This is a genomic window from Paracoccus fistulariae, assembly GCF_028553785.1.
GTDB classification, from domain to species: Bacteria; Pseudomonadota; Alphaproteobacteria; order Rhodobacterales; family Rhodobacteraceae; genus Paracoccus; species Paracoccus fistulariae.
In genome coordinates, this window is record NZ_CP067136.1 from 2,343,327 (window position 1) to 2,369,279 (window position 25,953).

The 25,953-nt window shown below is 64.3% G+C and carries 27 protein-coding genes; 14 read left to right on the forward strand and 13 right to left on the reverse strand.

The window, feature by feature from the left end; translation table 11 throughout:
* The first annotated feature begins 14 nt into the window (after positions 1–14).
* Positions 15–1,853, forward strand: a complete 1,839-nt coding sequence (mutL, locus tag JHX87_RS11595) for a DNA mismatch repair endonuclease MutL (RefSeq protein WP_271886602.1) — start codon at positions 15–17, stop codon at positions 1,851–1,853.
* Between the two features lie 9 nt (positions 1,854–1,862).
* On the opposite strand, the gene JHX87_RS11600 is transcribed toward mutL, so the two are convergent.
* A complete protein-coding gene (locus JHX87_RS11600) occupies positions 1,863–3,062 on the reverse strand; it encodes a PQQ-dependent sugar dehydrogenase (protein WP_271886601.1) in 1,200 nt (399 codons plus the stop codon).
* 81 nt (positions 3,063–3,143) lie between these two features.
* Positions 3,144–4,199 carry a saccharopine dehydrogenase gene (locus tag JHX87_RS11605; protein ID WP_271886600.1) on the reverse strand — a complete coding sequence of 352 codons (1,056 nt, stop codon included), beginning with the start codon at positions 4,197–4,199 and terminating at the stop codon, positions 3,144–3,146.
* Positions 4,200–4,344: 145 nt separating this feature from the next.
* Between JHX87_RS11605 and JHX87_RS11610 the strand changes: the two genes are divergently transcribed.
* Positions 4,345–5,124 carry an MBL fold metallo-hydrolase gene (locus JHX87_RS11610; RefSeq protein ID WP_271886599.1) on the forward strand — a complete coding sequence of 260 codons (780 nt, stop codon included), beginning with the start codon at positions 4,345–4,347 and terminating at the stop codon, positions 5,122–5,124.
* Between the two features lie 27 nt (positions 5,125–5,151).
* On the opposite strand, the gene JHX87_RS11615 is transcribed toward JHX87_RS11610, so the two are convergent.
* From JHX87_RS11615 to JHX87_RS11635, 5 genes are read right to left on the reverse strand one after another with little or no spacing between them, the layout of a single operon-like run.
* Positions 5,152–5,808 carry an RluA family pseudouridine synthase gene (locus JHX87_RS11615; RefSeq protein WP_271886598.1) on the reverse strand — a complete coding sequence of 219 codons (657 nt, stop codon included), beginning with the start codon at positions 5,806–5,808 and terminating at the stop codon, positions 5,152–5,154.
* Positions 5,805–6,431, reverse strand: a complete 627-nt coding sequence (locus JHX87_RS11620) for a LysE family translocator (RefSeq protein WP_271886597.1) — start codon at positions 6,429–6,431, stop codon at positions 5,805–5,807. Before JHX87_RS11620 ends, JHX87_RS11615 begins: the two co-directional genes overlap by 4 nt.
* Before the next feature lie 13 nt (positions 6,432–6,444).
* On the reverse strand, positions 6,445–6,837 hold the full coding sequence (locus JHX87_RS11625) for a GFA family protein (protein ID WP_271886596.1): 393 nt from the start codon (positions 6,835–6,837) through the stop codon (positions 6,445–6,447).
* Entirely contained in the window at positions 6,827–7,279 is a 453-nt protein-coding gene (locus JHX87_RS11630; protein ID WP_271886595.1) for a GAF domain-containing protein, read from the reverse strand. Before JHX87_RS11630 ends, JHX87_RS11625 begins: the two co-directional genes overlap by 11 nt.
* A gap of 39 nt (positions 7,280–7,318) precedes the next feature.
* A complete protein-coding gene (locus JHX87_RS11635; RefSeq protein WP_272833680.1) occupies positions 7,319–8,902 on the reverse strand; it encodes an OpgD/OpgG family glucan biosynthesis protein in 1,584 nt (527 codons plus the stop codon).
* 250 nt (positions 8,903–9,152) lie between these two features.
* On the opposite strand from JHX87_RS11635, the gene JHX87_RS11640 reads away from it, so the two are divergent.
* The 7 genes from JHX87_RS11640 (at position 9,153) to JHX87_RS11670 (ending at position 14,657) form a co-directional block, all read left to right on the forward strand.
* Positions 9,153–9,668, forward strand: a complete 516-nt coding sequence (locus tag JHX87_RS11640) for a DUF2478 domain-containing protein (RefSeq protein ID WP_271886593.1) — start codon at positions 9,153–9,155, stop codon at positions 9,666–9,668.
* Positions 9,668–9,940 carry a sulfurtransferase TusA family protein gene (locus JHX87_RS11645; RefSeq protein WP_271886592.1) on the forward strand — a complete coding sequence of 91 codons (273 nt, stop codon included), beginning with the start codon at positions 9,668–9,670 and terminating at the stop codon, positions 9,938–9,940. The genes JHX87_RS11640 and JHX87_RS11645 overlap by 1 nt, the downstream gene beginning before the upstream one ends.
* A 12-nt stretch (positions 9,941–9,952) precedes the next feature.
* Positions 9,953–10,930 (forward strand): iron exporter MbfA, encoded by a 978-nt coding sequence (gene mbfA, locus JHX87_RS11650; RefSeq protein WP_271886657.1) that lies wholly within the window; start codon positions 9,953–9,955, stop codon positions 10,928–10,930.
* A 22-nt stretch (positions 10,931–10,952) separates the two neighbouring features.
* Positions 10,953–11,621, forward strand: coding sequence for a nitroreductase family protein (locus tag JHX87_RS11655; RefSeq protein ID WP_271886591.1), 669 nt, complete (start codon positions 10,953–10,955; stop codon positions 11,619–11,621).
* Positions 11,621–12,547 carry an AEC family transporter gene (locus JHX87_RS11660; protein ID WP_271886590.1) on the forward strand — a complete coding sequence of 309 codons (927 nt, stop codon included), beginning with the start codon at positions 11,621–11,623 and terminating at the stop codon, positions 12,545–12,547. Before JHX87_RS11655 ends, JHX87_RS11660 begins: the two co-directional genes overlap by 1 nt.
* A 28-nt stretch (positions 12,548–12,575) precedes the next feature.
* Positions 12,576–13,376, forward strand: a complete 801-nt coding sequence (locus JHX87_RS11665) for a crotonase/enoyl-CoA hydratase family protein (RefSeq protein ID WP_271886589.1) — start codon at positions 12,576–12,578, stop codon at positions 13,374–13,376.
* A 228-nt stretch (positions 13,377–13,604) separates the two neighbouring features.
* On the forward strand, positions 13,605–14,657 hold the full coding sequence (locus tag JHX87_RS11670) for a hypothetical protein (RefSeq protein ID WP_271886588.1): 1,053 nt from the start codon (positions 13,605–13,607) through the stop codon (positions 14,655–14,657).
* 82 nt (positions 14,658–14,739) lie between these two features.
* Here JHX87_RS11670 and JHX87_RS11675 read toward each other — a convergent pair whose 3' ends face one another.
* The gene (locus tag JHX87_RS11675; RefSeq protein ID WP_271886587.1) at positions 14,740–15,192 is read right to left on the reverse strand and encodes a YaiI/YqxD family protein; all 453 of its coding nucleotides are present in this window, start codon (positions 15,190–15,192) and stop codon (positions 14,740–14,742) included.
* The gene (dapD, locus tag JHX87_RS11680) at positions 15,189–16,010 is read right to left on the reverse strand and encodes a 2,3,4,5-tetrahydropyridine-2,6-dicarboxylate N-succinyltransferase (protein ID WP_271886586.1); all 822 of its coding nucleotides are present in this window, start codon (positions 16,008–16,010) and stop codon (positions 15,189–15,191) included. The genes JHX87_RS11675 and dapD overlap by 4 nt, the downstream gene beginning before the upstream one ends.
* 165 nt (positions 16,011–16,175) lie before the next feature.
* Here dapD and JHX87_RS11685 point away from each other — a divergent pair, with 165 nt between their 5' ends.
* Complete coding sequence (locus JHX87_RS11685) at positions 16,176–16,955, forward strand: LOG family protein (protein WP_377776062.1); 780 nt, start codon at positions 16,176–16,178, stop codon at positions 16,953–16,955.
* Between the two features lie 24 nt (positions 16,956–16,979).
* On the opposite strand, the gene rlmN is transcribed toward JHX87_RS11685, so the two are convergent.
* A complete protein-coding gene (rlmN, locus tag JHX87_RS11690) occupies positions 16,980–18,152 on the reverse strand; it encodes a dual-specificity RNA methyltransferase RlmN (protein WP_377776060.1) in 1,173 nt (390 codons plus the stop codon).
* Positions 18,153–18,288: 136 nt separating this feature from the next.
* The gene (locus tag JHX87_RS11695; protein WP_377776059.1) at positions 18,289–18,810 is read right to left on the reverse strand and encodes an invasion associated locus B family protein; all 522 of its coding nucleotides are present in this window, start codon (positions 18,808–18,810) and stop codon (positions 18,289–18,291) included.
* 153 nt (positions 18,811–18,963) lie between these two features.
* Here JHX87_RS11695 and JHX87_RS11700 point away from each other — a divergent pair, with 153 nt between their 5' ends.
* Complete coding sequence (locus tag JHX87_RS11700; RefSeq protein WP_271886584.1) at positions 18,964–19,950, forward strand: asparaginase; 987 nt, start codon at positions 18,964–18,966, stop codon at positions 19,948–19,950.
* A 115-nt stretch (positions 19,951–20,065) separates the two neighbouring features.
* Here JHX87_RS11700 and JHX87_RS11705 read toward each other — a convergent pair whose 3' ends face one another.
* Positions 20,066–20,827 carry a TSUP family transporter gene (locus JHX87_RS11705; protein ID WP_271886583.1) on the reverse strand — a complete coding sequence of 254 codons (762 nt, stop codon included), beginning with the start codon at positions 20,825–20,827 and terminating at the stop codon, positions 20,066–20,068.
* Positions 20,828–20,939: 112 nt separating this feature from the next.
* Here JHX87_RS11705 and JHX87_RS11710 point away from each other — a divergent pair, with 112 nt between their 5' ends.
* A complete protein-coding gene (locus JHX87_RS11710; protein ID WP_271886582.1) occupies positions 20,940–21,941 on the forward strand; it encodes an NAD(P)H-dependent flavin oxidoreductase in 1,002 nt (333 codons plus the stop codon).
* Here JHX87_RS11710 and serB read toward each other — a convergent pair.
* Positions 21,931–22,809 (reverse strand): phosphoserine phosphatase SerB, encoded by an 879-nt coding sequence (gene serB, locus JHX87_RS11715; RefSeq protein WP_271886581.1) that lies wholly within the window; start codon positions 22,807–22,809, stop codon positions 21,931–21,933. The two genes, JHX87_RS11710 and serB, sit on opposite strands and share 11 nt — an antisense overlap.
* 203 nt (positions 22,810–23,012) lie before the next feature.
* On the opposite strand from serB, the gene JHX87_RS11720 reads away from it, so the two are divergent.
* On the forward strand, positions 23,013–24,155 hold the full coding sequence (locus tag JHX87_RS11720) for a phosphoserine transaminase (RefSeq protein WP_271886580.1): 1,143 nt from the start codon (positions 23,013–23,015) through the stop codon (positions 24,153–24,155).
* Between the two features lie 118 nt (positions 24,156–24,273).
* On the forward strand, positions 24,274–25,863 hold the full coding sequence (serA, locus tag JHX87_RS11725) for a phosphoglycerate dehydrogenase (RefSeq protein ID WP_271886579.1): 1,590 nt from the start codon (positions 24,274–24,276) through the stop codon (positions 25,861–25,863).
* The last annotated feature ends 90 nt before the right edge of the window (positions 25,864–25,953 follow it).

Below are 25,953 nucleotides of genomic sequence, written 5' to 3' on the forward strand. Positions count from 1 at the left end.
CTAGATCTGGGGGCATGAACCAGCATGCCCCCAATATGCGCCCCGTCATTCGCCAGCTTGATGAGGCCACGGCCAATCGCATCGCCGCCGGAGAGGTGGTCGAGCGTCCGGCCTCGGCCGTTAAGGAACTGGTTGAAAATGCGCTGGATGCGGGGGCCTCGCGGATCGAGATCGCCATCGAGGATGGCGGCAAGCGGCTGATCCGGGTGTCGGATGACGGCTGCGGCATGACGCCCGACGATCTGCCACTGGCGCTGTCGCGCCACGCCACCAGCAAGATCGACGGCAGCGACCTCTTGGCGATCAACAGTTTTGGCTTCCGGGGCGAGGCGCTGCCGTCGCTGGGCGCCGTGGGGCGGTTGCGCATCACCTCACGCGCGGATGGGGCAGAGGGGGCCGAGATCACCGTCACCGCAGGCAAGATCGGCCCGACCCGCCCCGCCGCTGCCAATCGCGGCACCGTGGTCGAGTTGCGGGATCTGTTCTTTGCCACGCCCGCGCGGTTGAAATTCATGCGCAGCGACCGGGCCGAGACGCAGGCCGTGGCCGACACCGTACGCAAGCTGGCCATGGCCGAACCCTGGGTCGGCTTTGCCCTGACCGCCGACGGGCGCGAGATCTTTCGCGCCGATGCCGAACAGGGTGAGCTGTTCGGCGCCCTGCAGGCCCGGCTGGCCCGCGTCATGGGCCGCGATTTCATCGACAATACGATTGCGATGGATGCCGAACGCGACGGGCTGACGCTGACGGGCTTTGCCGCCCTGCCCACCTATTCGCGCGGCGCGGCGGTGGCGCAGCATCTGTATGTGAATGGCCGTCCGGTGCGGGACAAACTGCTGACCGGGGCCTTGCGGGCGGGCTATATGGATGTCCTGGCCTCGGGGCGGCACCCGGCGGCGGTGCTGTTTCTGACCTGCGATCCGCAACTGGTCGATGTGAACGTCCATCCCGCCAAGGCCGAGGTCCGGTTCCGCGATCCATCCGCCGCGCGCGGTCTGCTGGTCAGCGCGCTGCGGCACGGGCTGGCCAATGCGGGGCATCGTGCCTCGTCCACCGTGGGCAATGCGACGCTGGCGGCCTTTCAGCCGGAAACCCCTGCGGCAATGGCGCCGCGCAACTATCAGATGGATTACGCCCGCCCCTCGGCCGGCGCGATCCGATCCTCGATTGCCGCGCAAAGCCCCGATACCGCGCCCCTGCCCAGCTTTGACGCGGGCTTTGCCGAAACCCCTTCGGCCCGGTTCGAAGAGATCACCCCCGGCCCGACCGATGCCCCCCTTGGCGCGGCGCGGGCGCAGTTGCATGAAAACTATATCGTCGCCCAAACGCAGGACGGGATGGTGCTGATCGACCAACATGCCGCGCATGAGCGGCTGGTCTATGAGCGGCTGAAGACGCAGGCCGCGGATAAGGGCATTGCGCGTCAGGCCCTGCTGATCCCCGAAATCGTCGAGCTGTCAGAAGCCGACGCCGCCCGGATCCTGTCCATCGCGGATGAACTGGCCGATCTGGGGCTGGTGATCGAGCCCTTCGGTGCGGGCGCCATTGCCGTGCAAGAGGCCCCGGCCATGCTGGACCGGCTGAACGCCGCCGCGCTGATCCGCGATATTCTGGACGATCTGGCGGATCAGGGATCCTCGGACCGATTGCGGGCGCGGATCGATGCGGTGCTGTCCTCGATGGCCTGCCACGGCTCGGTCCGGTCGGGCCGCCGCATGTCGGCCGAAGAAATGAACGCCCTCTTGCGCGAGATGGAGCGGACGCCGCGATCCGGCCAATGCAATCACGGCCGCCCGACATGGGTGAAGCTGAAGCTGTCGGATATCGAGCGGCTGTTCGGGCGCAAGGATTAGTCGCGGGGATCAATCGGCGGCAGGTGTGACGCGGATCATCTGGCCGTCGCTTTCATCGGTCAGGATCATGATAGCCCCATCCTGCGCTACGGCCACGTCACGCACCCGCTGTCCCAGATCCTGCAGATGTCGCGCCTCGGCGGTGACGCGGCCACCCTCGATCTGCAACCGCACGATGGCGCCCGCTTTCAGCCCGGCAATCAGCGCGTCGCCCTGCCAGTCGGGGAACATCTCGCCTTCGTAAAAGGTCATGCCACCCGGCGCGATCACAGGATCCCAGTAATAGACCGGCTGCTCGGTCCCGTCCAATTGGGTCAGCCCCTCACCAATCGGACCGCCGCCGTAATCGATGCCATAGGTGACCCGCGGCCAGCCGTAATTCATCCCGGCCTGCGGGCGGTTCAGCTCATCCCCGCCCTTGGGTCCGTGTTCGATGGTCCACAGCGCGCCATCCGGCCCCATGGCTGCGCCCTGCAGGTTGCGATGGCCCCAGGACCAGATCTCGGGCAGGGCGTCGGGCTGCCCCGGATCGCCCATCGACGCGCCGGTCATCGGGTCGATCCGCACCACCTTGCCCAAAGCCGCCGTCACATCCTGCGCCAGCACCCGCGCATCGCGGACCGAGCGTTCGCCGGTCGTCACGAACAGCCCGCCCTTGCCGTCAAACACCAGGACCGAGCCGTAATGCATGGCCGAATCCCAGGCCGGGTTCTGCTGCCAGATGACGCGGGTATCCTGCAGCGTTGTGCCATCCGCTGACAGCACCCCCGTCGCCACCGAGGTCGAGGTCTTGCCGCCCTCTCGCGGCTGCGCGAAGCTGATCCAGACGCGGCGGGTCTGGGCAAAATCATCGGCAACCGCCACATCCAGCAGCCCGCCCTGACGGCGCGTGTCCAGTTCGGGCAGACCGCCAATCGGATCGGACAGCGCACCATCCGCGCCGACATGGCGCAAACGGCCCGGCTTTTCCGTAACCAGCCAGCCGCCATCGGGCAGTTCTGCCATCGCCCACGGGTTTTCCAGCCCGTCCACCACGACCTGTTGCCGCAGCGGAGTGTCGGGAAGCACCGGCGCGCGGGTCTGCCCCTCGAAAGCCGGGCTTTGTCCGGGCGCATTCGGCGGGGCGTCGTTGAAATCCTGCGCCCATAGCGTGCCTGCCGCCAGCATGGCGACGGGGGCGATCAGTCCAAGGGGGATGTGGCGGGTCATGTCGGGCCTTTCCAATGCATCGGGTCAATGGGAAATCCCCGACTCAACCGGAAAAGCCGCCTTACGTTCCCGCCCGCGCCATCACAGCTTTGCCAGATGCCTGTCAAAGGTCGATCTGGCGCCGGCCCAGGGCTGGCTGTCCATATCGCCCAGCTTGCGCAGGCTTGGCAGCAGTTGCGCCGCATAATCGGTCGAGCTTTCGCGCGGCAGCATGGAGGGCAGATTGTCGATCGCCATTACATCCAGCGGCGGATTGTCTGCGACGCGCAGCACCGGTTCCTGCCATGTTGTCGTGCGGTCATAGACCTTGATCGGGGAAAACTCGCTGTCCGGATCGCAGGCCACATCGCCGATCACCGTCAGCTGGCGCAGCGGATTGACCGCCTCGGCCGGGACAAAGACCGGCACGCCCGGCTGCGCCAGAATGGCGTTGACGAACAGGTCATGGCTGAGGATCTGCGGGAACGGTCCACCGCTGGCCGTCTCTTCGACATCCCAGCCGGTCACATGCACGCCCATCGCCTGCAACAGATCGACCGCGCCCGATCCGACGCGCCCCTTGGCGCCGATCACGATGGCCGAGGGGCGGGGCTGCCCGGTGCCGTCCAGCTGCGCGCGCAGCTCCTCGGTCAGCAGGCTCTGGCTGGCATAGGCATGGGCCGGGCCGCTGATCTGCCCGCGACGCTGCGCCACCCAGGCCTTCAGCGACAGCGCCGCACCCACGAAGCCCGCCCAATAGCCAAAGGCGGCGATGCGGCGGCCATCCTGATCCAGCAGATATTCCAGATCCAGCAGCGTGCCGCCGCCCTCGCGAAAGCGCTGCAATAGCACCTGCCCGTCGGGCTGCCCCTTGAAGGCATGGCCGAACATGATGTGGCGGTGACGCAGTGGCGTGCCGTCCTGTGGCAGCTCTTTCAGGCCGAAGATGATCGCATCGTCCGGGGCGTCGGGCCAACTGCCCGCAGGGGCGATGGTGGCACCGGCCCTGGCATATTCTTCGGTGGCGATGACGCGGCTGGTGCTGTCCTCGACCGTGACGGTAAAGCCGTCCGCGATCAGCCTGCCCACACCCTCTGGCGTGATGCCCACCCGGTCCTCATTCGGCCGCGTTTCCGCCCGCACCCATAGATGTGTCATGCCCTCGCCCCCTGCTCTCTCTCATCGCCATCTATAGCCAAGCTGCCCGGCCCTGCCAAGCAGGGCTTAACGCGCGCAGGCCGGAACCTGATCCGCCTCAACGTGGTTTTGTCTGCAACTTATCAGCCAAAACAGGGGTCACATCATGCAGATCACGCGCCGTTCCGGTCTTAAAATGGGCATCGCCGCACTTGGGGCCAGCGCCCTGCCTCGGCTTGTGCTGGCGCAGGATAGCGGGCCTGCCGGTTCCTTTTCCTATCCGGTCGAGGGCGGGCAGGTGGTATTCCATCCGGTCCAGCACGCCTCGATGGTGGCGGAAACGCCGGGTGGCGTGATCTATGTCGATCCGGTCGGCGGCGCCGAGCCCTATTCCGATCTGCCGCAGCCCGCGCTGATCCTGATCACGCATGAGCATGGCGACCATTTCGACCTGCCCACGCTGCAGGCCCTGCCTGCCGTGCGGATCATCACCAATCAGTCGGTCTACGACCAGCTTCCGCCCGAGATGCAAGAGCGTGCCACCCCGATGGCCAATGGCGATCAGGTCGAAGCGCTGGAGATGATGATCGAGGCCGTCCCCGCCCATAACACCACCGAGGACCGGATGCAGTATCACCCGGTCGGCCGCGACAATGGCTATATCCTGACCATCGGCGGCAAGCGTTTCTATATCGCGGGCGATACCGAACCCACGGATGAGATGAAGGCGATGCAGGATATCGAGGTTGCGTTCCTGCCGATGAACCTGCCCTATACCATGACGGTGCAGCAGGCGGCCGAGGCGGTTGCCGCCTTCAAGCCGGTCGTGGTCTTTCCCTATCACCACAGGGGCAGCGACATTCAGGAGTTCGCGAAACTGGTCGAGGCCTCGGATGCGGGCAGCATGGTGATCATCGCCAACTGGTATCCGGGCGGAGAAGGGTAGCGACACCCCCTTGCGCGCTGACCGGCCTCAAAACGGGGCCGGTTGGCTGAAGCTGATCGGTTTGCCGCTTTCGGGATGTTTCAGCCGCAGGTTTTCGGCATGCAGCATCAGCCGCGGATGATCCGCCGCCGCGCCCGAGGCGTAAAGCGGGTCGCCCAGGATCGGGTGCCCCATCTCGGCCATATGGACCCGCAACTGATGGCTGCGGCCGGTCAGCGGGAACAGGCGGACGCGGGTCTCTGCATCATTGGCGCGGACCACGCGCCAGTCGGTTCTGGCGGGTTTGCCCTGTTCATGGTCAACCATCTGCCGGGGCCGGTTCGGCCAGTCCACGATCAGCGGCAGATCCACCGTCCCGGTCCGGGGCTGCAACCGCCCGGCCAGACGCGCGACATAGGTTTTCCTGACCTTGCGATCCTCGAACTGTTTCGACAGATGGCGCTGCGCATGCGGGGTCAGGCCAAAGACCATCACGCCCGAGGTATCCTGATCCAGCCTGTGCACCAGCAGGATGGTCGGAAAGGCGCCGCGCAGACGCTCGATCAGGCAATCGGCCTTGTCGGGACCGCGTCCGGGCACCGACAGCAGGCCCGCAGGCTTGCCCACCACCAGAATCTCGTGATCGGCATGCAGGATATCGGCCGCCTCGGGCGGCGGGTCATAGGTAAAGCCCTGCCCGGTCATTTCACCACAAGACGCACGGCCAGACCTGCGAACATGATCGCCGCTACCTTGTTCAGCAGGCCCAGACGCTTGCCGATGACCTGCCCGGCCAGACCGCCGGCCACGCCATAGCCGATGGTCACCAGCGTGCCGGTAAAGGCAAAGATCAGCCCAAGGCCCAGAATCTGCTGCCAGATCGGGCCAAAGGCCGGGCTGGTGAATTGCGGCAGGAAGGCCAGCAGGAACAGGACCGGCTTGGGGTTCAGGATATTGGACAGCGCGCCCCGCCGGATGATGTTCCAGGGCTTGCGCGCGGCCTGTGCGCTTGGATCGACCGGGCCGGCGGTCCAGCTTTTCCAGGCCAGCCACAGCAGATAGCCCGCGCCGATATATTTGATCGCCAGCAAAGCGCCCGGATGGGCCGCGACCACCGCGCCCAGACCGACCGTCGCCAGTGTCAGGTGGAACAGCACCCCCAGCCCGACGCCGAACCCGGCCAGGGCGCCCGCACGCGGGCCGCTCTGGATGCCGCAGGCGCTGGCAAAGAACACGTCCTGACCGGGCGCGAAATTCAGCGCCAGCCCGCCAAGGATGAAGGCAATCATCTGTGCCGAGGGAATATTCGCAAGCGTGTCCCAGATCATGTTCTGAACCCTGTCAAAGATCGCCTGCGGGGTATTCGGGCAACCCGTCCGCGATCGTGTAATAATCGCCCTTATCGGCGACAAAGATATGGCCGCGCAAGCTTAGTCCCGTCGGCTTGTCGATGGCGCCCGCCGCAATCGACAGATCCTGACGGCCATCGACGCGATAGAACAGCGCCGAGCCGCAATCGCCGCAAAATCCGCGTTCCGAGCTTTCGCCGGATCGAAACCAGCGCAGCGACCTGTCATCTGTCAGCGCCAGATCCGTGGCCTGACTGGCCGCCCAGACATGCCCGGACCAGCGGCGGCACTGGCTGCAATGGCAGGCCACCGCGCCGCCCTCTTGCAGCTTCGCCGTGAAACGGACCGCACTGCACAGGCATTGGCCCGTGATCTCAGACGTCATGGAACACCTCGGCCAGAATGGCGGCCAGCCGTGTTGCGTCTTCCTGGGTGAAGGCATCGGGCCGGTCGCTGTCGATATCAAGCACGCCGATCAGTCGGTCATCCGCGCCGAACACCGGCAGCACGATTTCCGAGCGTGTGCTGCTGGCGCAAGCGATATGGCCCGGGAAGGCATCGACATCGGGGACCAGTTGCACCTGCCGCGTCCGCGCCGCCGCGCCGCAGACGCCGCGCGAAAACGGAATGACCAGACAGCCATGCCCGCCCTGATAGGGGCCGATCTTCAGCAATTCGGGCGCGACGACCCGGTAAAAGCCGGTCCAGTCGAAGCGATCATCGGAATGATGCAATTCACAGGCAAGGGTCGCCATCAGGGCAACCTCATCCGTCTCGCCCTCGGTCAGGGCGCGAATCCGGGCGGAAAGGGCGTCATAATCACTCATGGCCGATCCATATTACGCCGCATCGGCCAAGAAAAGCGGTCAGGGCCGACTGGCCAGAAGTTTGCGCAGCTGCGACGGGAAAAGTTGCAGCAAAAGCGTCTCGGTCACCGCGCGGTCGGCGGTCGAGATATAGATCCGCAGATCTATGGGCTTATCCGTTTCGGGATCCATCTGGGCGAAGTCGATATCGACCGTCGCGCGCCAGTTTTCAGTGCCGACAATCGGGCGCACCGCCTGATTGAACATGTTGCCGTCCGAGGTCACGACATTCAGCGCCGGATCATCCTGTGGCGTCAGGCCGGGCGCCGTGAAATCGCAGACCAGCTTGACAACGTCATGGGGGCGGGGCTGGCCCGGAACACCGCCCGCGCCGAATCTGGTCGCGATGAAACGGCCCGACGGAGCCTGAATCGGCACATCCTCGACCCAGGACAGGCGATAGCTGAATTCATGTTCGGAACCGGCCAGCGCATCTTCGGCAGGGCGCCATAAGGCCACGATGTTGTCGTGAATTTCATCATCGGTGCGCAGCTCGACCAGCATCACCGCGCCATCGCCCCAATCGCCCTGCGGTTCGACCCAGGCCGAGGCGCGCTTTTCATAGAAGACGCCATCGTCCTGATATTCGTCGAAATCGCGTTCCCGCTGCATCAGACCGAAGCCCTGCACCGACGGGGCCTGAAAGGAGTTTGCCATGGTGCGCGGCGGGTTGTTCAGCGGTCGCCAGATCCGCTCTCCGCCCGCTGTCAGGATCTGCAGCCCATCGGAATCGTGGACCTCGGGGCGCCAGTCGGGGGCCAGATGACGGGAATTCTTGCCATACCAGAACATCGAGGTCAGCGGCGCAAGGCCCAGCCGCCGGATATCCTTGCGCAGAAAGATCCGCGCCGTCACATCCTGAATGGCGCCATCCTGCTGATGCGAGGCGATGCGATAGGCGCCGGTCACGCTTGGGCTGTCCATCAGCGCATAGGCCGTGACATCGCTGCCTTCGCCGCGTTCCAGCCAGAAACTGGTGAAGATGGGAAATTCCTCGGGGCCTTCGGGCATGGCCGTATCCACCGCCAGCCCGCGCGCGGACAGCCCGAACTGCCCGCTATAGCCCGAGGTCCGCCAGTAAGAGGCGCCCAGGAAGGCCATCCAGTCCCGGTCACCATCGGGGCCCTGAACGCGAAATCCCGCGAAGCCCCGCGTCTGGTCCAGCCCCTGGGCGGGATTGTCGGCGGGGATGTCGAACAGGTCCAGATCGAAGGGCACCTCGGTCGCCATGCCGTCCTGAACCGTGAAGATCCGCACCGGGTCTTTGAAATAGCGGCCCGGAAAGAACATCTGCACGCGCGAGGATCCGTCCACATCCTTCCACAGGGTGCTGTCGGGTTTGAAGCGGATCTGGTTGTGGAAATCGTAATCGACCTGTTCCAGAATATCGCGATCGGCGATTTCGGGCGGCTGATAGGGGCTGGCGGCAAGCTGTTGCGCCATCTGTGTCAGCGCATCCCAGGAAAAGGGCTGCGCCTTGGCCCCGCCGCCCTGGGCGAAGCTGATCCGGGGCAGCAGGAAAAACGCCCCCATTCCCAAGGCCGTCTGCAAGAAGGCGCGGCGATCAAAAGATTGGTCGTGCATAAGGTGCCCAATATGAAACGAAATTTGCCCTACAGCCTGCGCAGCGCGGCAAATTGCGCAAGACATCCGGTTCAGATTGGCCGAGTTTTGCTAATCCGGCAAGTGCGGCTGTGTGACAATCCGCCGAGCCCGGGAATGTGCTATGCTGCGCGGGGCGACCGTCGTGACTTTGCGGCAGCCCGCAAGGAAGGGCTGGACGAGCGCTTGGGGAAGGTGACAAGAATGGCCATGAAATCAAGGGAATCGCATTATGTTGGCCTGGTTCACGCTGACCGATGATGCCCCGGCGGGGGAAGCCAATCGTATTCTTGCGGCGCTGGTCCAGCGCCTGCAGGAGCGTGGGCTGGATCTGGCCGGTGCGGTCCAGCACAATCGCGACCGGGGCGCCGATTGCGCCTGCGACATGGATCTGTTGGTGATCGGGGATGAGGATCAGCCGATCCGGATCTCTCAGTCGCTGGGGGCGGAGTCCAGCGGCTGTCGGCTGGACAGCGGCGCGCTGGAACTGGCAGCGGGGCGGGTCTCGGCGCGGCTGCAGGGGGCGCAGCTGGTGATCGTGCCGAAATTCGGCAAGCAGGAGGCGATTGGCCGCGGCTTTCGCAGCGTGATCGCAACGGCGATGGAAAATGAGCAGCCGGTTCTGCTGCATGTGCCGCGCCAGCAGCGGCGGGCCTTTGATGCCTTTTGCGGCGGGCTGGCCGAAGAGCTGTCGCCGGACCGGCTGGATCACTGGTGCATGGCCAATGTCGCGGTGCAGGTGAGCTGATGTCCGTGACCGAGATCGATGCCCGCGACCTGCTATGCCCCTTGCCGGTCCTGCGCTTGCGCAAGGTTCTGTCGGGCCTGCCCGAGGGCGGGCGCGTGCGGATGCGGGCGACGGATGCGATGGCGCTGATCGATGTGCCGCATTTTTGCGCCGAGGCGGGCCATGCCGTGATCAGCGTGGATGAAATCGAGGCCGGGTTGCATGAGTTCGTCGTGGAAAGGGGGCTGTCTGCCCCCTCGGCCGCAGGCGGCCTCACCCCCGAGGATATTTGAGCACAAAAGATGATGTTGACCGTTCTGCAGCACAGGAAGCGTTTCTCTGATCTGTCGGAGATGGAGGTTCTGGCGCTGGCGATTTCCTCGGAAGAGGATGATGCGCAGATCTATCGCAACTGGGCCGAGTTCCTGCGGCGGGATTACGAGGCGACAGCGGCGATCTTTGACGGCATGGCGGCGGAGGAGGACGAGCATAGGCGGCGGCTGATCGAGCTGTTCCGGGCGCGCTTTGGCGAGGTGATCCCGGTGATCCGGCGCGAACATGTAGCGGGGTATTACAACCGGCGCCCGGCCTGGATGATGCAGACCATGTCGCTGGAGGCGATCCGTGACGAGTCGGCGCTGATGGAGCATGACGCGGCCGAGTTCTATACCCGCGCGGCGCAGGTCAGTACGGATGCGGCGACGCGGAAATTGCTGGGCGATCTGGCCGCGGCCGAGCGTGGGCATGAGAGCACGGCAGAGGAATTGCGGGCCGAGCATCTGGGCGGGGCCAAGCGCGAGGAAGAGGATGCGATCCGGCATCGCGAATTCGTGCTGACCTGGGTTCAGCCCGGGCTTGCGGGATTGATGGATGGCAGCGTGTCGACGCTGGCGCCGATCTTTGCCACGGCCTTTGCCACGCAGGATCCCTGGACGACCTTTCTGGTCGGGCTGGCCGCCAGTATCGGGGCCGGGATCAGCATGGGCTTTACCGAAGCCGCCTCGGATGACGGGGTGGTGTCGGGGCGGGGATCGCCGATCAAGCGGGGCATCGCCTCTGGGGTGATGACGACGCTGGGCGGTCTTGGCCATGCGCTGCCCTATCTGATCCCGCATTTCTGGACCGCCACGGCAATCGCGCTGGTCGTCGTCTTTGTCGAGCTGTGGGCGATTGCGTGGATCCAGCAGCGGTGGATGCAGACGCCCTTCTGGCGGGCTGTCTTGCAAGTGGTTGTGGGCGGTGGTTTGGTATTGGCGGCGGGGATCCTGATCGGGTCAGGATAGGGCCGCCTGAGGGAGGATCGCCATGAGTTACCAGCCATTGCCGCTGCCCGACCGGGTTCAGCTGTCATCCGACGACTCGCTGAAACAGGTTCAGGCCTTTCGCGACTATATGCGCAGGCGTCATTCGGTGCGGGAATTTTCCGACGCACCGGTCGATGCGGCGGTGATTCAGGCCTGTATCGAGGCTGCGGGCACAGCGCCCTCGGGGGCCAATCAGCAGCCCTGGCATTTCGTGGCCATCGCGGATCCGACGATGAAGGCGCGGATCCGGGAAGCGGCCGAAGAGGAAGAGCGCGCCTTTTACGCCGGTGGCGGCGGGGATGAATGGCTGGCCGCGCTGGAGCCGGTGGGCACCGGGCCGGAAAAGCCTCATCTGACCATTGCGCCCTGGCTGATCGTCGTTTTCGCCCAGCGTTACGGGATGCAGGAGGGGCAGCGGCACAAGCATTACTATGTGCCCGAAAGCGTCGGCATTGCCTGCGGCATGTTGATCGCTGCGATCCATCATGCCGGGCTGGTCACGCTGGAACATACGCCCAATCCGATGAAGTTTCTGAACGCGCTGTGCAACCGGCCCGAGAACGAAAAGCCAGTCATGATCCTGCCGGTTGGCCTGCCTGCCTCCGATGCCACCGTGCCCGCCGCCGCGAAGCGCAAGAAGCCGCTGGATCAGATCATGTCCGTCTTTTAATGCTGGCCGTCTTTCTGAAGACATTGCCGTTTTTCGGGCTGATCGCCCTTGGCTGGCTGGCCGCCAGAAGCCGCTTTTTCCCCGAGGAAGGGGCGGCCTGGCTGACCAGATTCGTCTTTTTCTTCGCGCTTTCGGCCATGTTGTTCCGATTTGCGGCGGGTCTGGATATCGGAGAGCTGTTCGATCTGCGCTTTGCATCGGCCTATCTGCTGGGATCGCTGCTGATCTGGCTTCTGGGGCTGACGGCGGCGCGCTGGCGCGGGTTGCCGCTGCCCGAGGCGGCGATGGAGGCGCAATGCTGCATGACGGGAAATACCGGCTTTCTGGGCGTGCCGATGCTGGTGCTGCTTTTGGGCGACAGGGCCATCGGGCCGGTGCTGATGGTGCTGACCATCGATATGCTGGTGTTTTCGACGCTGATCACCCTGATCGTGCATGCCAGCCGCAGCGGCGGGCTGCGGCTGGCCACGCTGCGGCCGATCCTGCGGGGCATCGTCGCCAATCCGATGATCCTGTCGATGGTGGCGGGGCTGCTGTGGTCCGCCTTCGATCTGCCGCTGCCCGGTCCGCTGGATGAATTTCTGGTGCTGCTGGGGGCGGCGGCCACGCCGGGCGCGCTGTTTGCCATCGGGGCAAGTCTGGCGGGGCGTCGGGTTCAGCGGCTGGCGGCCTCGGCCTGGCTTAGCTTTGCCAAGCTGGTGCTGCACCCGGCTGCCGTGGGACTTGCCGCGATGCTGTTTGGCGTGGAACATTTCGCCGCGGGTGTGATGGTGGCAGCGGCGGCGCTGCCGGTGGCCGGGAACGTCTATATCCTGGCGCAATATTTCGGTGTCGCACAGCAGCGTGTGTCGACGGCAATCCTGATTTCGACCGCCTGCAGCATTGTGACCCTGCCCCTGGTCATCCTGCTGATCGGTCAGACATGAACCAGTGAAGACGAGAGAGGAGACCCGGATGCGCGGACTCGACGATCTGCAATTGACGAATATCCGGCTGGAGGTCGATCAGGACGGCATTGCCGCCGTCACCCTGAATCGCCCGGCCAAACGGAACGCGCTGGATCTGGCGACGATAGATGAGCTGGTGGATATCTTTGCCACCTTGCCCCGCGCCGGTATTCGTGCCGCGATCCTGCGCGCCAATGGCGATCATTTCAGCGCCGGGCTGGATCTGGTGGAACATCACCAGAAGGAGCGCAGCGCCGCGGATTTCATGCATGTCTGCCTGCGCTGGCACGAGGCGTTCAACAAGATGGAATATGGCGGCGTGCCGATCATCGCGGTGCTGAAAGGCGCGGTGGTCGGGGGCGGGCTGGAACTGGCCAGCGCCGCGCATATCCGGGTGGCAGGACCCGACACCTATTTCGGCCTGCCCGAGGGGCAGCGCGGCCTGTTTACCGGCGGCGGCGCGACGATCCGCGTGGCCGACCTGATCGGCAAGGCGCGGATGATCGACATGATGCTGTCGGGGCGTTTGTATCGCGGGCAAGAGGCCGTGGATGTGGGCCTGTGCCAATATCTGGTCGAGGATGCCGAGGCGAAAGCGTGGGAGATCGCGCGGGCGGCAGCGCAGAACCCGCCCCTGTCGAATTTCGCCATCTGCAGCGCGATCAGCCATATGCAGAACATGTCGGCGCTGGACGCGGCCTATGCCGAGGCCGTCGTGGCCGGCGTCGTCAATACGCAAGAGGCGGCCAGGGAAAGGCTGGCATCCTTTGCCAAGGGCACTGCGGCCAAGGTGAAGCCGACAGGCTGATCCGGCGGCCTGCAGGTGGCGGCATCGGACGGATCTGCCACCTGAAGAGAACAGTTTTATTACAATGCGATATTTTTTGTGCGCCCAAAAACAGGCAGAATGCCTGTGATTGTTGGCGTCCGGCCCGATTTCGCGCGGGGCGATTATCAAATATAAGTGAAACTGAAAACTGCCGCGCCCGTTTCGCTGACTGAGGAAGAATTCTTTAGTCTCGATAGGTGAGGTAACATGACAGATATCCGACAGACAGGCGCCTATATGCGCGAAACCCAGCTTGACCGTGGCGGACGCTCGGCCTGGGGGGCGATCCTGGTGGGCAGCGTGATCGGCCTGGCCGTCTTCGCCATGCTCAGCCTTCTGGGGGTCGGACTGGGTCTGACAGCCATCGAAATCGGTGAGGATAATCCGCTGGGCGGCGTGCCGACCGCGTCGCCGATCTGGCTGTTTGTCAGTCAGATCATCTCGCTGGGCATCGGTGGTTTCGTGGCCGGCCGCCTTGCCGGTGTGCTGCACGGCATCGGCTCGATGCTGCACGGGGCCGCCGTCTGGGCGCTGTCCACGCTGGTGGCGGCATGGCTGGCCGTCAGCGCCAGCGTCGGCCTGTTCAACATGACCGGTTCCGCAATCGGCATGGTCGGATCCGCCGTGTCCAACGCCGCCAGCGCCACCGGCGGTGCCGTGCAGGCGATGATGCCCGAAGACGTCAACCTGCCGGATCTGGCCGTCAGCCAGCTTGGCCTTGAGGATCTGCCCGATCCGGTCGCCGCACGGCTGCGCGAGGCCGGGATCACGCCGGAAAACTTCCGCACCGAAGCGCGCGAGGCGTTCCGCGACGTGATCAGCCGGTCGGAACAGGCTCGCGCCCGCCGCGCCATTTCGAATTCCGCCGTGGATATCCTGCGCAACCCCTCGGATATCGAGGCAGAGCTGCAGCAGCTGGCCGATACGCTGGTCGGTGGTGAAGATGCCGTCCTGTCCGAGGAAGACCGTGCAGAGGCGCTGCGCGTCATGGAATCGCGTCTTGGCCTGACCCGGCAAGAGGCCAATGCCTATATCGATCAGGTCGAAGCGCGCCTGACCGAGGCGCGGGCCGAGGCCGAGGCCGCAATCGCCGAAGCGCGTCAGTCCTTCGAAGAGACCAAGGCCGCTGCCGTCGAAGCGGCAGATCAGGCGGCGGACATGGCTGCAGCGGCGGCGCTGATGGCGGCGCTGGCATCGCTGATCGGTCTGGTGGCCGCAGCGGCAGGCGCGCATCTGGGCCGACCGGTCGATATCGACTGATCAATCCCGCTGAAAAACCGAAAGCACCCGGTCTTCATGGCCGGGTGTTGTCATATCCGCATTCGTCAGGCTGACCCGGGGATCAGCCCGGCAAACCTGCCGCACGCAGCGCAGCGTCCAGCGATTGCAGGAAGCGAGACCTGTCAGCCTTGTCGAAGGATTTCCCGCCACCCTGATGAAAGGGATTTGCCGCCCGGATATCGGCCATCAGATCGCGGGTCGCCAGACGCGGGCCGATATTGGCGGGGGTCAGCACCTCACCATTATGCTGGATCACCTGCGCCCCGGCCTTCAGACAGCGATCGGCCAGCGGCAGATCCGCCGTCACCACCACATCACCGGGACCGCAGGTCTCGGCGATCCAGATATCGGCGACATCCGGCCCCTCGGCCACGATCTTCAGCGTGACCAGCGGATTTTGCGATGGTCGCAGACCGCCATTGCAGACCAGAACCATGGGAACGCGCAGCCTTGTGGCCACGCGCTCGGCCTCGGCCTTCACCGGGCAGGCATCGGCGTCGATATAAAGCGTCAATCGCGCAGCAATTCGTTGACCGAGGTCTTGGAACGCGTCCTGGCATCCACCCGCTTCACGATCACCGCGCAATACAGATTGATGCCGTTTTTCGACGGCATCGACCCGGCGACGACCACCGAACCGGCAGGCACTTCGCCATACATGACCTCACCCGTCTCGCGATCCACGATCTTGGTGGACTGGCCGATAAAGACCCCCATGCCCAGAACCGACCCCTCTCGCACGATGCAGCCTTCGACCACTTCCGACCGGGCGCCGATGAAGCAATCATCCTCGATGATGGTGGGACCGGCCTGAAGCGGCTCCAGAACGCCGCCAATGCCCACGCCGCCCGACAGATGCACATTCTTGCCGATCTGCGCGCAGGATCCGACGGTGGCCCAGGTATCGACCATCGTGCCTTCGCCCACATGCGCCCCAAGATTGACGAAAGAGGGCATCAGAACCGCACCCTTGGCGACAAAGGCGCTGCGGCGCACGATGGCGCCCGGAACGGCACGGAAGCCTGCGGCGCGCCACTGATTGTCGCCCCAGCCTTCGAATTTCGACGGCACCTTGTCCCACCAGTTGGACCCCTGCGGACCGCCCGACATCTCTTCCATGTCATTCAGGCGAAAGGACAGCAGAACCGCCTTCTTGGCCCATTGGTTCACATGCCAGTCATTGCCCCGCTTTTCAGCCACGCGCAATTCGCCCGAATCCAGCGCCTTCAGCGTCGCGTCGACCGCCTCGCGGACCTCGCCCTGCGTGGCGGCGGTGATATCGGCACGGTTTTCCCATGCGGCCTCGATGGCGGTCTCCAAAGCTTCGGTCATGCTGGCCTTCTCCTTGATCTGTCGCGTCCCGGTGGAATTTTCTCTCACAGGGCTATAAGCGTGAGTCAAAGCCCGCGCAATCCGCGCAGGCCACCTGATGAGGGCTGAATGAAAGAGAAAGAAGACCGCGAACGCGCCCATACCCTCACCCACAGCGACGAGGATATGCAGCGCGCGGACAAAATGGCCGACACCCCCCAGACCCGCGCCCCGGCCTATCGGCTGGCCTTTGCGGATCAGGATTTCCTGCTGCGCGAAGAGTTACGCCCGGTGCGATTCCAGCTGGAATTGCTGAAGCCGCAGGTCATTCTGGACGAACGCGGCATCGAATCCACGGTCGTGATGTTCGGCGGCGCCCGCATTCCCGAACCGTCAAAATCCGACAGCGCGCGGACCAGCACCCTGGCCGAATTGTCGAAATATTACGAACAGGCGCGCCGCTTTGCCTATATGATGACGCAGCGCAGCCTCGAGGCTTATGGCCGCGAATATGTCATCTGCACCGGCGGCGGTCCCGGCGTGATGGAGGCCGGCAATCTGGGCGCGCATGAGGCGGGTGGGCAATCCATCGGCCTGAATATCGTGCTGCCCCATGAACAGGCACCGAATGAATATGTGACGCCGGATCTGTCCTTCAACTTCCACTATTTCGCCATCCGCAAGATGCATTTCCTGATGCGCGCCCGCGCCGTCACGGTCTTTCCGGGCGGCTTCGGCACGCTGGATGAACTGTTCGAAACGCTGACCCTGATCCAGACACAGCGGATGAAACCGATCCCGGTCCTGCTCTTCGGCAAGGATTTCTGGGACAGGATCATCGACTGGAAGGCGCTGGCCGGGGCAGGCACCATCAGCGATGAGGATCTGGATCTGTTCCGCTATGTCGAAACGGCGGATGAAGCGGTCGGGATCATCGACAACTGGCAAGGCGCGACCCGGCCCTGACCGGCACCGCGCCGCCCGCCGGAGCTAGCCCGAGGCTTCGGCGGCGATCTGCGCCTTCGATTTGCGCCCACGCTCGGTCGCGGATTTCAGCTGGCCGCAGGCCGCCATGATATCCTCGCCGCGCGGGGTGCGGATCGGGCTGGCATAGCCCGCCTTGTGCACGATATCGGCGAAGGCCTCGATCCGCTCCCAGCTGGACCGCCGATAGGGCGCGCCGGGCCATTCGTTGAAGGGGATCAGGTTGATCTTGGCCGGAATCCCACGGATCAGCTTGACCAGCCGCCGCGCATCCGCATCGCTGTCATTCACCCCATCCAGCATGACATATTCAAAGGTGATCCGCTCGCTGTTGGACAGGCGCGGATAGTCCCGCAGCGCATTCAGCAGCACCTCGATATTCCAGCGCTTGTTGATCGGCACCAGCTTGTCGCGCACCTCATCCGTGGTGGCGTGGAAACTGACGGCCAGCAGACAGCCGATCTCTTCGGCGGTGCGGGCAATCTCGGGAACGACACCGCTTGTAGACAGGGTGATCCGGCGGCGCGACAGCGACAGCCCCTCGCCATCCATCACCACCTTCATCGCATTGCGCACGGCCTCGAAATTATACAGCGGCTCGCCCATGCCCATCAGCACCATATTGCTGACCAGCCGCGTCTCATCCTTCGGCGCACCGGGAACCGGCCACTCCTCAAGATCGTCGCGGGCCACCAGCAACTGCCCCACAATCTCACCCGCCGTCAGGTTACGCACCAGCTTCTGCGTCCCGGTATGGCAGAAGGAACAGGTCAGCGTGCAGCCCACCTGCGAACTGACACACAGCGTCCCGCGCCCCTCTTCGGGGATATAGACCGCCTCGACCTCATGCCCCCCGGCGATCCGCAACAGATATTTCCGCGTCCCGTCGGCACTCACCTGCCGGCTGACGATCTCGGGCACCGAGATGTCAAAACTCTCGGCCAAAAGCGCGCGGTAATCCTTGGCAAGATTGGTCATCAGCGCAAAGTCGCGGACGCCCCAATGGTAAATCCATTGCCAGACCTGCCCGACCCGCATTCTGGCCTGCTTTTCCGGCGTGCCTGCGGCAATCAGCGCCTCGCGCAATTCGTCACGCGTCAGGCCAACGATATTCATGCGGCCGGTTTCGGGCAGCTTGCGTGGGATGGTCAGAACATCCTGCGTGATGGGGGCAGACATTGGGATACCGGGATTTGCTGAAAGACCCGCACATAACCAGAAACGGGCCGGAAATCAACCGCCCCGCCGCCATTCTTCTTTGCGCAAATATCCTGGGGGAGTCCCGAAGGGACGGGGGCAACGCCCCCTGCCCCACTTACTGGCAGCGCTGCCGTGCCGTATTGGTCGCCGCCGTGATGCCGGACAGGCTGAACGTGTCCTTGGTCGTCGTCCCGCGCGAGGAACGGCCGGTCACCACAGCCGAAGATCCCGCCCGCAGCGCGCCGATCAGCTTCTCATCCTCGGCGGGGCTGCCGGTCCAGGCGCTTTCGCCCTCGGTGAACAGATTGAATTTCGCCCCGCCGATATCGACCTCGACCGTCGAGTCGGGCGCGAAAGGATACCCACCGGCAAAAGAGACTTCACCATTGCTGCCCGGGCGATAGGCCACATACAGGCGGATATCGCCGCGCGTCACGTCGACCTCTTTGCCGTCGCGGGTGTTCTGCGTCGCCTTGGGCGGAGACACGGCCCAGCACTCTTTCGGATTGCTTGCCGCAAAGACGGTCCAGTCACCTTCCGTCGCGACGACATTGGTGGATTCCTGCGCAGACGCAACGCCCAGTCCGCCAATCACGGCAAGGGCGGCGGTCAAGCCGCGCAGCGTGTTGATATTCATGCTCTGGCCTCCTGCCAAAAGTATTTCGCCATTCTTCGGGCGTTTTTCCCGATTACTGTGGTCTTTTCAACCATCTCCAATCAGGATAGCCAAAATGACGATGTGAAAAAAAGACCGCAAGGCAGAAAATCGCGCAATTGTCAGGGGAAATGGATGCGTTCGGCTGAATTAATCGAATTGTGGCGGGGCGGGCAACTGGAAAGCCTGCATCGCGGGCATGTGGTGATCTGCGACAAGCATGGGGTGGTCGAGGCCTGGGGAAAACCCTCTCAGATCATCTTCCCCCGCTCGTCCTGCAAGATGATCCAGGCGCTGCCGCTGATCGAAAGCGGCGCGGCGGATGATGCCGGGCTGACCGACCGCCAGCTTGCCCTGGCCTGCGCCAGCCATAACGGCGCGCGGCTGCATGTCGATGCGGTCGAGGCCTGGCTGAAAGATCTTGGCCTGTCGGAATCCGATCTGCGCTGCGGCAACCAGATGCCCGAGGACAAGGACGAAAAACGTCACCTGATCTGCTCGGAGACATCGCCCTGCCAGTATCACAACAACTGCTCGGGCAAGCATGCGGGCTTTCTGACGCTGAACCGCCACCTGAAAGGCGGCAGCGAATATGATGAGGTCGATCATCCCGTACAGCAGGCCATCAAGGACGCCTTCGAAGAGGTCACCGGCGAAACCAGCCCCGGCTATGGCATCGACGGCTGCTCGGCCCCGAACTGGTCCTGCTCGCTTGAGGGGCTTGGCCGCGCCATGGCCGCCTTTGCCAATCCCGGCAGCGACCGTCGCGGTCAGGCGATGCGGCGGCTGACCGATGCCATGCGCACCTATCCCGAGATGGTCGCGGGCGAAGGCCGCGCCTGCACCACGCTGATGCGGGCGATGAATCACAGCGCCGTGGTCAAGACCGGGGCCGAGGCGGTGTTTGTCGGCATCCTGCCCGAACAGGGTCTGGGCATCGCGTTGAAAATCCGCGACGGCGCCACCCGCGCCAGCGAGGCGGCGATTACCGCGCTGCTGGTTCATCTGGGCCTTCTGGATGAAAAGGATCCCGCTGTCGGCAAATACCTGACAGACCCGATGAAGAACTGGCGCGGCAAGGTTGTCGGCGAAATGCGGACCTCGCAGGGCTTTCCCGCCTGATCCGTCACGAAAGTGATGCAGAAACATGCTTGGATAGCCGTGCAGGTTCCTCCCTGCCCTGTTCCCAAGACGATCACAAAGGCGCCCGCTTGGCAGAGCGGGCGTCGATCCTTTTTCAGCCCAGCATCTGCCAGATCAGCCGCAGCGCCAGCGCGGTCGAGGTCACGACCAGCAGCGGCTTGATCAGCCGCGCCCCGATCCGCGCCGCCAGCCGCGCGCCCAGCATCGCCCCGAAAATCTGTGCCACGCCCATGGCAAGCCCGACCGTCCACAGCGGCGTCGCGACCACGGAAAAGGCCAGCAACCCGCCCAGATTCGAGGCGAAGTTCAGCAGCTTCGTATGGGCCGTCGCCTTCAGCACGCCGTAACCTGCCAGCGTGACAAAGCCGATCATGTAGAAAGAGCCGGCACCCGGCCCCAGCAAACCGTCGTAAAACCCCACCAGCGGCACCACGGTCGCCGCGAATAGCGCAGGCGAGATCCGCTGCACCCGGTCAAGATCGTTCAAGCCGGGTTTCAGCGCAAAGAACAGCGCGATCCCGATCAGGATGACCGGCAGGATCAGACGCAGCCCGTCAGTTGGCAGATAGCTGACCAGAATGGCCCCGATCATGCCCGCCAGCCCGGCAATCACCGCTGATCGCCATTGCTTGCGGATATCCACCAGCCCCCTGCGGGCATAGCTGATCGCCGCCGTGGCTGCGCCGAAAATGCCCTGCACCTTGTTGGTGGCCAGCGCCTGCACCGGCGGGATCCCCGTCAGCATCAGCACCGGCACGGTGATCAGCCCACCGCCTCCGGCGATGGCATCAACAAAGCCCGCAAGAAAGCCGGCGGCGATCAGGATCAGGAAGATCTCGGTGGTCAATTCGAACATGCGGTGCCAATGCGGTGTTATTGGCAATTTGTAAAGCCGCGCCGCCGCGTGGACTTCACCCGCTTGACCTTTGGCGCTATCCAGAAAGCGGGCTTGGCCAAGGGGGACGCGGATGTTACCGGAATTGACGCATCGGGTGGTTCAGGCCCCCATGGCGGGCAGCTCGACCGCCGCATTGGCCGTGGCGGTCTGCGAGGCGGGCGGCCTTGGCTTTGTCGCCGCCGGGGCGATCGATGCGGTGCGCACGGCACAGACCATTCAGGCGGTGCGGCAGGGCACGCGGAAAGATTTCGGCGTCAACCTGTTCTGCCATCGGCCCGCCCGGCGCGATGCCACGACAGAGGCCGCGTGGCTGCGCAAACTGACCCCGGAATTTGCCCAATTCGATGCCCGGCCGCCCACCGAGTTGCGCGAGATCTATCAAACCTTCCGCGTCGATGATGAGATGCTGCGGATGCTGGTCACCGAAAAACCGGCTGTCGTCAGCTGTCATTTCGGACTGCCGGAGCCCGCGCAGATCGCGGCCCTGAAGGCGGCGGGCTGTATGCTGTGGGCGACGGCAACCTCGACACAGGAAGCGCAGCGGATCAAGGCGGCGGGCTTCGATCTGATCGTCGCGCAGGGCTGGCAGGCGGGCGGGCATCGCGGGATCTTTGATCCGTCCGCGCCCGATACGCGGGCCGACACGCTTGATCTTGTCCGCGCCTTGCAACCCATCGGCCTGCCGGTGATCGCGGCCGGGGCGATCATGGACAGGCGCGATGCACAGGCCGCCATCGATGCGGGCGCCGTTGCGGTGCAATCCGGCACCGCCTTTCTGCTGTCACCCGAGGCGGCCACGCCGCCCGCCCATCGCGCCGCAATGGCCAGCGGGCAGACGCAGATGACACGCGCGATTTCGGGGCGTCCGGCGCGCTGTCTGGTGAACCGCTTTACCGCAATACCGGATGAAGACGCACCGGATTATCCGCTGACCTATGATGCGGGCAAGGCGCTGCACGCGGCGGCCAGCGCCAAGGGTCAGCACGGCTATGGCGCCTTCTGGGCCGGGACTGGCGCGGCCCGGGCGGTGGCGCGCCCCGCCGCCGAGACGGTGCTGGCGATCAGCCCGTGACGAAATCGCGCGCCGCGTAGCCTTGCAGATACAACAGCGCCGTCAGATCGCCATGGTTGATCCGTAGCGGCACCTGCGCCGCGACCGAGGGCTTGGCGTGCAGCGCGACGCCCGATCCGGCCAGTTGCAGCATGCCCAGATCATTCGCACCATCGCCCACGGCCATCACCTCTTTGGGGGTCACGCCGCGCCGCGCGGTCACGTCCAGCAGCGCCTGCACCTTGGCTTCGCGCCCCAGAATCGGCATCGCGACCTCTCCGGTCAGAAGGCCGTTTTCGGACAGCAGGACATTGGCGCGGTTTTCGTCAAAACCCAGCATCTGCGAAACCGGGCCGGTAAAGACCGTGAAGCCGCCAGACACCAGCATCGCATAGCCGCCATTGGCGCGCATGGTTGCGATCAACTCGCGCCCGCCCGGCGTCAGGGTGATGCGGCTGTCCAGCACCTGCCGCGCCACCGTATCGTCCAGCCCTTTCAGCAGGCCGACCCGCGCGATCAGCGCCTCATTGAAGTCCAGCTCGCCATTCATCGCGCGCGCGGTAATGTTCGCGACATGGGCACCGACGCCCGCGACCTCGGCCAGTTCATCGATGCATTCCTGCTGGATCATGGTCGAATCCATATCGGCCAGCAGGATCGTCTTGCGTCGGCCGTCCGAAGGCTGAATGGCCAGATCGAAGCCCTGATCCTTCAAACGCGCCCAGATCTGCCAGAAATCGGCAGGCTCGGCGGTCAGGTCGAATTCGGCAGCGACGCTGTCCTTCAACCAGTTGACCGGGCTGCCGCCCCAGTCATTGCGCAGCCCCTCGACCAAGGTAGGGGGCAGATCGGCGCGTGTCGGCGCGGCAAGGATGGTGACGGTGAACATGGCTACCTCGGCGAATAGGGGTTGCCGCCACATAGCGCGAAGCGGGGCGGCTGGCCAGATCGTGCGCCTTTCGGCAGGGCAAGGATCGGCGCGCGCCGCAACCCCGTCGCAAAAATATCTTGCAGGAGTCGTGGCATGGGTATATCGCCATCCGTGGGACACGCCGCCCCAACGCGGCGCTTTATAGCTGGAAGGCTAAGACTATGAGCATCAACGCTCCGGCTGCGCGACCGGTCAATCCGCGCTTCTCCTCGGGCCCTTGCGCCAAATTCCCCCAATATAATCTGGACCTGCTGTCGGATGCCCCGCTGGGCCGTTCGCATCGTGCGGCCATCGGCAAGGCGAAACTGGCCGAGGCGATCGACCTGACGCGCGAGGTTCTGGGCATTCCCGCAGATTACCGCATCGGTATCGTTCCCGCCTCGGATACGGGCGCGGTCGAGATGGCGATGTGGACCATGCTGGGCCAGCGCCCGGTCGAGATGCTGGCCTGGGAAAGCTTTGGCGAAGGCTGGGTCACGGATGCGGTCAAGCAGCTGAAGCTGGATGCCACGGTGCGCAAGGCCGATTACGGCAAGATCGTGGATCTGGCGCGGGTCGATTTCGACCGAGATGTGGTCTTTACCTGGAACGGCACCACCAGCGGCGTGCGCGTGCCGAATGGCGATGCAATCCCGGCGGATCGCGACGGCCTGACCATCTGCGATGCGACCAGCGCGGCCTTTGCCATGGAATTGCCCTGGGACAAGCTGGATGTGGTGACCTTCAGCTGGCAGAAGGTTCTGGGCGGCGAAGCCGCGCATGGCATGCTGATCCTGTCACCCCGCGCGGTTGAGCGGCTGGAAACCTATACGCCCGACCGTCCCCTGCCCAAGATTTTCCGCCTGACCAAGGGCGGCAAGCTGATTGAGGGCATTTTCCGGGGCGAGACGATCAACACGCCCTCGATGCTGGCGGTCGAGGATTATCTGGCGGCGCTGAAATGGGCGCAGTCGATTGGCGGGCGCAAGGCGCTGATCGCGCGGGCCGATGCCAATGCGGCCGCGGTGCGTGATTTTATTGCCGACAAGGACTGGATCGCCGATCTGGCCGAGGATCCGGCGACGGGTTCGAACACCTCGGTCTGTCTGAAATTCACCGATCCGGCGATCAGGGACGGCGCGGCATTTGCCAAGGCGGTGGCCAAGCGGCTGGAGAAAGAGGACGTGGCGCTGGATGCCGGGGCCTATCGCGATGCCCCACCCGGTCTGCGGATCTGGTGCGGATCCACGGTAGAGACATCCGATGTGGCGGCGCTGATGCCCTGGATCGAATATGCCTATCGCGCGGAGCTGGCTGCGCAGTGAATATGCGTCCCGCGACGGCGGGGGGCCAGCCCCCCGCACCCCCCGGGATATTTCAGTCAAAGAAGAAAATGCGCCTGAGAGGCCAATGCCCGGGCGCGGCGTATGAAGGATAAGTGACATGCCGAAGGTTCTTGTGTCCGACAAGCTGTCGGAAACCGCCGTTCAGATTTTCCGCGACCGCGGTGTCGAGGTGGATTACCTGCCCGATCTGGGAAAAGACAAGGAAAAGCTGGCCGAGGTGATCGGTCAATATGACGGGCTGGCCATCCGCTCTGCCACCAAGGTGACGGAGAAGCTGCTGGCGGAGGCCGCGAATCTGAAGGTGATTGGCCGCGCCGGGATCGGCGTCGACAATGTCGATATTCCCGCCGCCTCGAAAAAGGGGGTGATCGTGATGAACACGCCCTTTGGCAATTCGATCACCACCGCCGAGCATGCGATTGCGATGATGTTTGCCGTGGCGCGGCAATTGCCCGAAGCCAGCGTCAGCACCCATGCCGGGAAGTGGGAGAAGAGCCGCTTCATGGGGGTGGAGCTGTTCAACAAGACGCTGGGCGTGATCGGTGCGGGGAATATCGGCTCGATCGTCATCGACCGGGCGCTTGGGCTGCATATGAAGGTGCTGGCCTATGATCCCTTCCTGTCGGAGGAGCACGCGGCCGAGATCGGCGTGAAGAAGGTCGAACTGGACGAGCTGCTGGGCAAATCCGATTTCATCACCTTCCATGTGCCGCTGACCGACAAGACCCGCAATATTCTGTCGCGCGAGGCGATTGCCAAGCTGAAGCCCGGCGTGCGGATCATCAACTGTGCCCGTGGCGGTCTCGTCGATGAAGAGGCGCTGGCCGAAGCGCTGAAGGTCGGGCGCGTGGCCGGGGCCGCCTTTGACGTCTTTGCAGTCGAGCCTGCGACGGAAAGTCCGCTGTTCAATCTGCCGAATGTGGTGGTGACGCCGCATCTGGGCGCCTCGACCAGCGAGGCGCAGGAGAATGTCGCCCTGCAGGTGGCCGAGCAGATGTCGGATTACCTGCTGACCGGCGCGGTGCAGAACGCGCTGAACATGCCCTCGGTCACGGCCGAAGAGGCCGCCATCATGGGGCCCTGGATCAAGCTGGCCAGCCATCTGGGTGCCTTTGTCGGGCAGGCTACGGATGAGCCGATCAAGGCGATCAACATCCTTTACGACGGCGTCGTTTCCGAGATGAACCTGAACGCGCTGAATGCCTCGGTCATTGCCGGGGTGATGAAGGCCACGAACCCGGATGTGAACATGGTCTCGGCCCCGGTCATTGCGAAGGATCGCGGCATCCAGCTGTCGACCACCAAGCAGGACAAGGCCGGCGTCTTCGAGGGGTATATCAAGCTGACGGTGGTGACCGAGAAGCGCGAACGTTCGATCGCGGGGACTGTCTTCAGCGATGGGAAGCCGCGTTTCATCCAGATCCGCGGGATCAATATCGATGCCGAGGTTGGCGCGCATATGCTCTATACCCGCAACAAGGACGTGCCGGGGGTGATCGGTGCCCTGGGTTCGACGCTTGGCGATCTGGGCGTCAATATCGCGAACTTCACCCTGGGTCGCGAGACGGCGGGCAATGACGCCATCGCGATCCTGTATCTGGATGAGGCGATCAGCGATCAAGCCCTGGCCGCGCTGCAGAAAACCGGCAAGTTCCTGCAGGCCCGGCGTCTGCAATTCGAGATCTGAGCAGGCGGTTATGTGACGACCATGATCCCGGCCCGCGCGGCCGGGATTTTTCATGCTGGCAGCGGATAGGCTTTCCCGCCTTGCCATGAC

Excerpts from the sequence above, each read along its gene's own strand:
- mutL (WP_271886602.1), top strand. The coding sequence starts at position 15 with ATGAACCAGCATGCCCCCAATATGCGCCCCGTCATTCGCCAGCTTGAT.
- JHX87_RS11600 (WP_271886601.1), bottom strand. The coding sequence starts at position 3,062 with ATGACCCGCCACATCCCCCTTGGACTGATCGCCCCCGTCGCCATGCTG.
- JHX87_RS11605 (WP_271886600.1), bottom strand. The coding sequence starts at position 4,199 with ATGACACATCTATGGGTGCGGGCGGAAACGCGGCCGAATGAGGACCGG.
- JHX87_RS11610 (WP_271886599.1), top strand. The coding sequence starts at position 4,345 with ATGCAGATCACGCGCCGTTCCGGTCTTAAAATGGGCATCGCCGCACTT.
- JHX87_RS11615 (WP_271886598.1), bottom strand. The coding sequence starts at position 5,808 with ATGACCGGGCAGGGCTTTACCTATGACCCGCCGCCCGAGGCGGCCGAT.
- JHX87_RS11620 (WP_271886597.1), bottom strand. The coding sequence starts at position 6,431 with ATGATCTGGGACACGCTTGCGAATATTCCCTCGGCACAGATGATTGCC.
- JHX87_RS11625 (WP_271886596.1), bottom strand. The coding sequence starts at position 6,837 with ATGACGTCTGAGATCACGGGCCAATGCCTGTGCAGTGCGGTCCGTTTC.
- JHX87_RS11630 (WP_271886595.1), bottom strand. The coding sequence starts at position 7,279 with ATGAGTGATTATGACGCCCTTTCCGCCCGGATTCGCGCCCTGACCGAG.
- JHX87_RS11635 (WP_272833680.1), bottom strand. The coding sequence starts at position 8,902 with ATGCACGACCAATCTTTTGATCGCCGCGCCTTCTTGCAGACGGCCTTG.
- JHX87_RS11640 (WP_271886593.1), top strand. The coding sequence starts at position 9,153 with ATGTTGGCCTGGTTCACGCTGACCGATGATGCCCCGGCGGGGGAAGCC.
- JHX87_RS11645 (WP_271886592.1), top strand. The coding sequence starts at position 9,668 with ATGTCCGTGACCGAGATCGATGCCCGCGACCTGCTATGCCCCTTGCCG.
- mbfA (WP_271886657.1), top strand. The coding sequence starts at position 9,953 with ATGTTGACCGTTCTGCAGCACAGGAAGCGTTTCTCTGATCTGTCGGAG.
- JHX87_RS11655 (WP_271886591.1), top strand. The coding sequence starts at position 10,953 with ATGAGTTACCAGCCATTGCCGCTGCCCGACCGGGTTCAGCTGTCATCC.
- JHX87_RS11660 (WP_271886590.1), top strand. The coding sequence starts at position 11,621 with ATGCTGGCCGTCTTTCTGAAGACATTGCCGTTTTTCGGGCTGATCGCC.
- JHX87_RS11665 (WP_271886589.1), top strand. The coding sequence starts at position 12,576 with ATGCGCGGACTCGACGATCTGCAATTGACGAATATCCGGCTGGAGGTC.
- JHX87_RS11670 (WP_271886588.1), top strand. The coding sequence starts at position 13,605 with ATGACAGATATCCGACAGACAGGCGCCTATATGCGCGAAACCCAGCTT.
- dapD (WP_271886586.1), bottom strand. The coding sequence starts at position 16,010 with ATGACCGAAGCTTTGGAGACCGCCATCGAGGCCGCATGGGAAAACCGT.
- JHX87_RS11685 (WP_377776062.1), top strand. The coding sequence starts at position 16,176 with ATGCAGCGCGCGGACAAAATGGCCGACACCCCCCAGACCCGCGCCCCG.
- rlmN (WP_377776060.1), bottom strand. The coding sequence starts at position 18,152 with ATGTCTGCCCCCATCACGCAGGATGTTCTGACCATCCCACGCAAGCTG.
- JHX87_RS11695 (WP_377776059.1), bottom strand. The coding sequence starts at position 18,810 with ATGAATATCAACACGCTGCGCGGCTTGACCGCCGCCCTTGCCGTGATT.
- JHX87_RS11700 (WP_271886584.1), top strand. The coding sequence starts at position 18,964 with ATGCGTTCGGCTGAATTAATCGAATTGTGGCGGGGCGGGCAACTGGAA.
- JHX87_RS11705 (WP_271886583.1), bottom strand. The coding sequence starts at position 20,827 with ATGTTCGAATTGACCACCGAGATCTTCCTGATCCTGATCGCCGCCGGC.
- JHX87_RS11710 (WP_271886582.1), top strand. The coding sequence starts at position 20,940 with ATGTTACCGGAATTGACGCATCGGGTGGTTCAGGCCCCCATGGCGGGC.
- serB (WP_271886581.1), bottom strand. The coding sequence starts at position 22,809 with ATGTTCACCGTCACCATCCTTGCCGCGCCGACACGCGCCGATCTGCCC.
- JHX87_RS11720 (WP_271886580.1), top strand. The coding sequence starts at position 23,013 with ATGAGCATCAACGCTCCGGCTGCGCGACCGGTCAATCCGCGCTTCTCC.
- serA (WP_271886579.1), top strand. The coding sequence starts at position 24,274 with ATGCCGAAGGTTCTTGTGTCCGACAAGCTGTCGGAAACCGCCGTTCAG.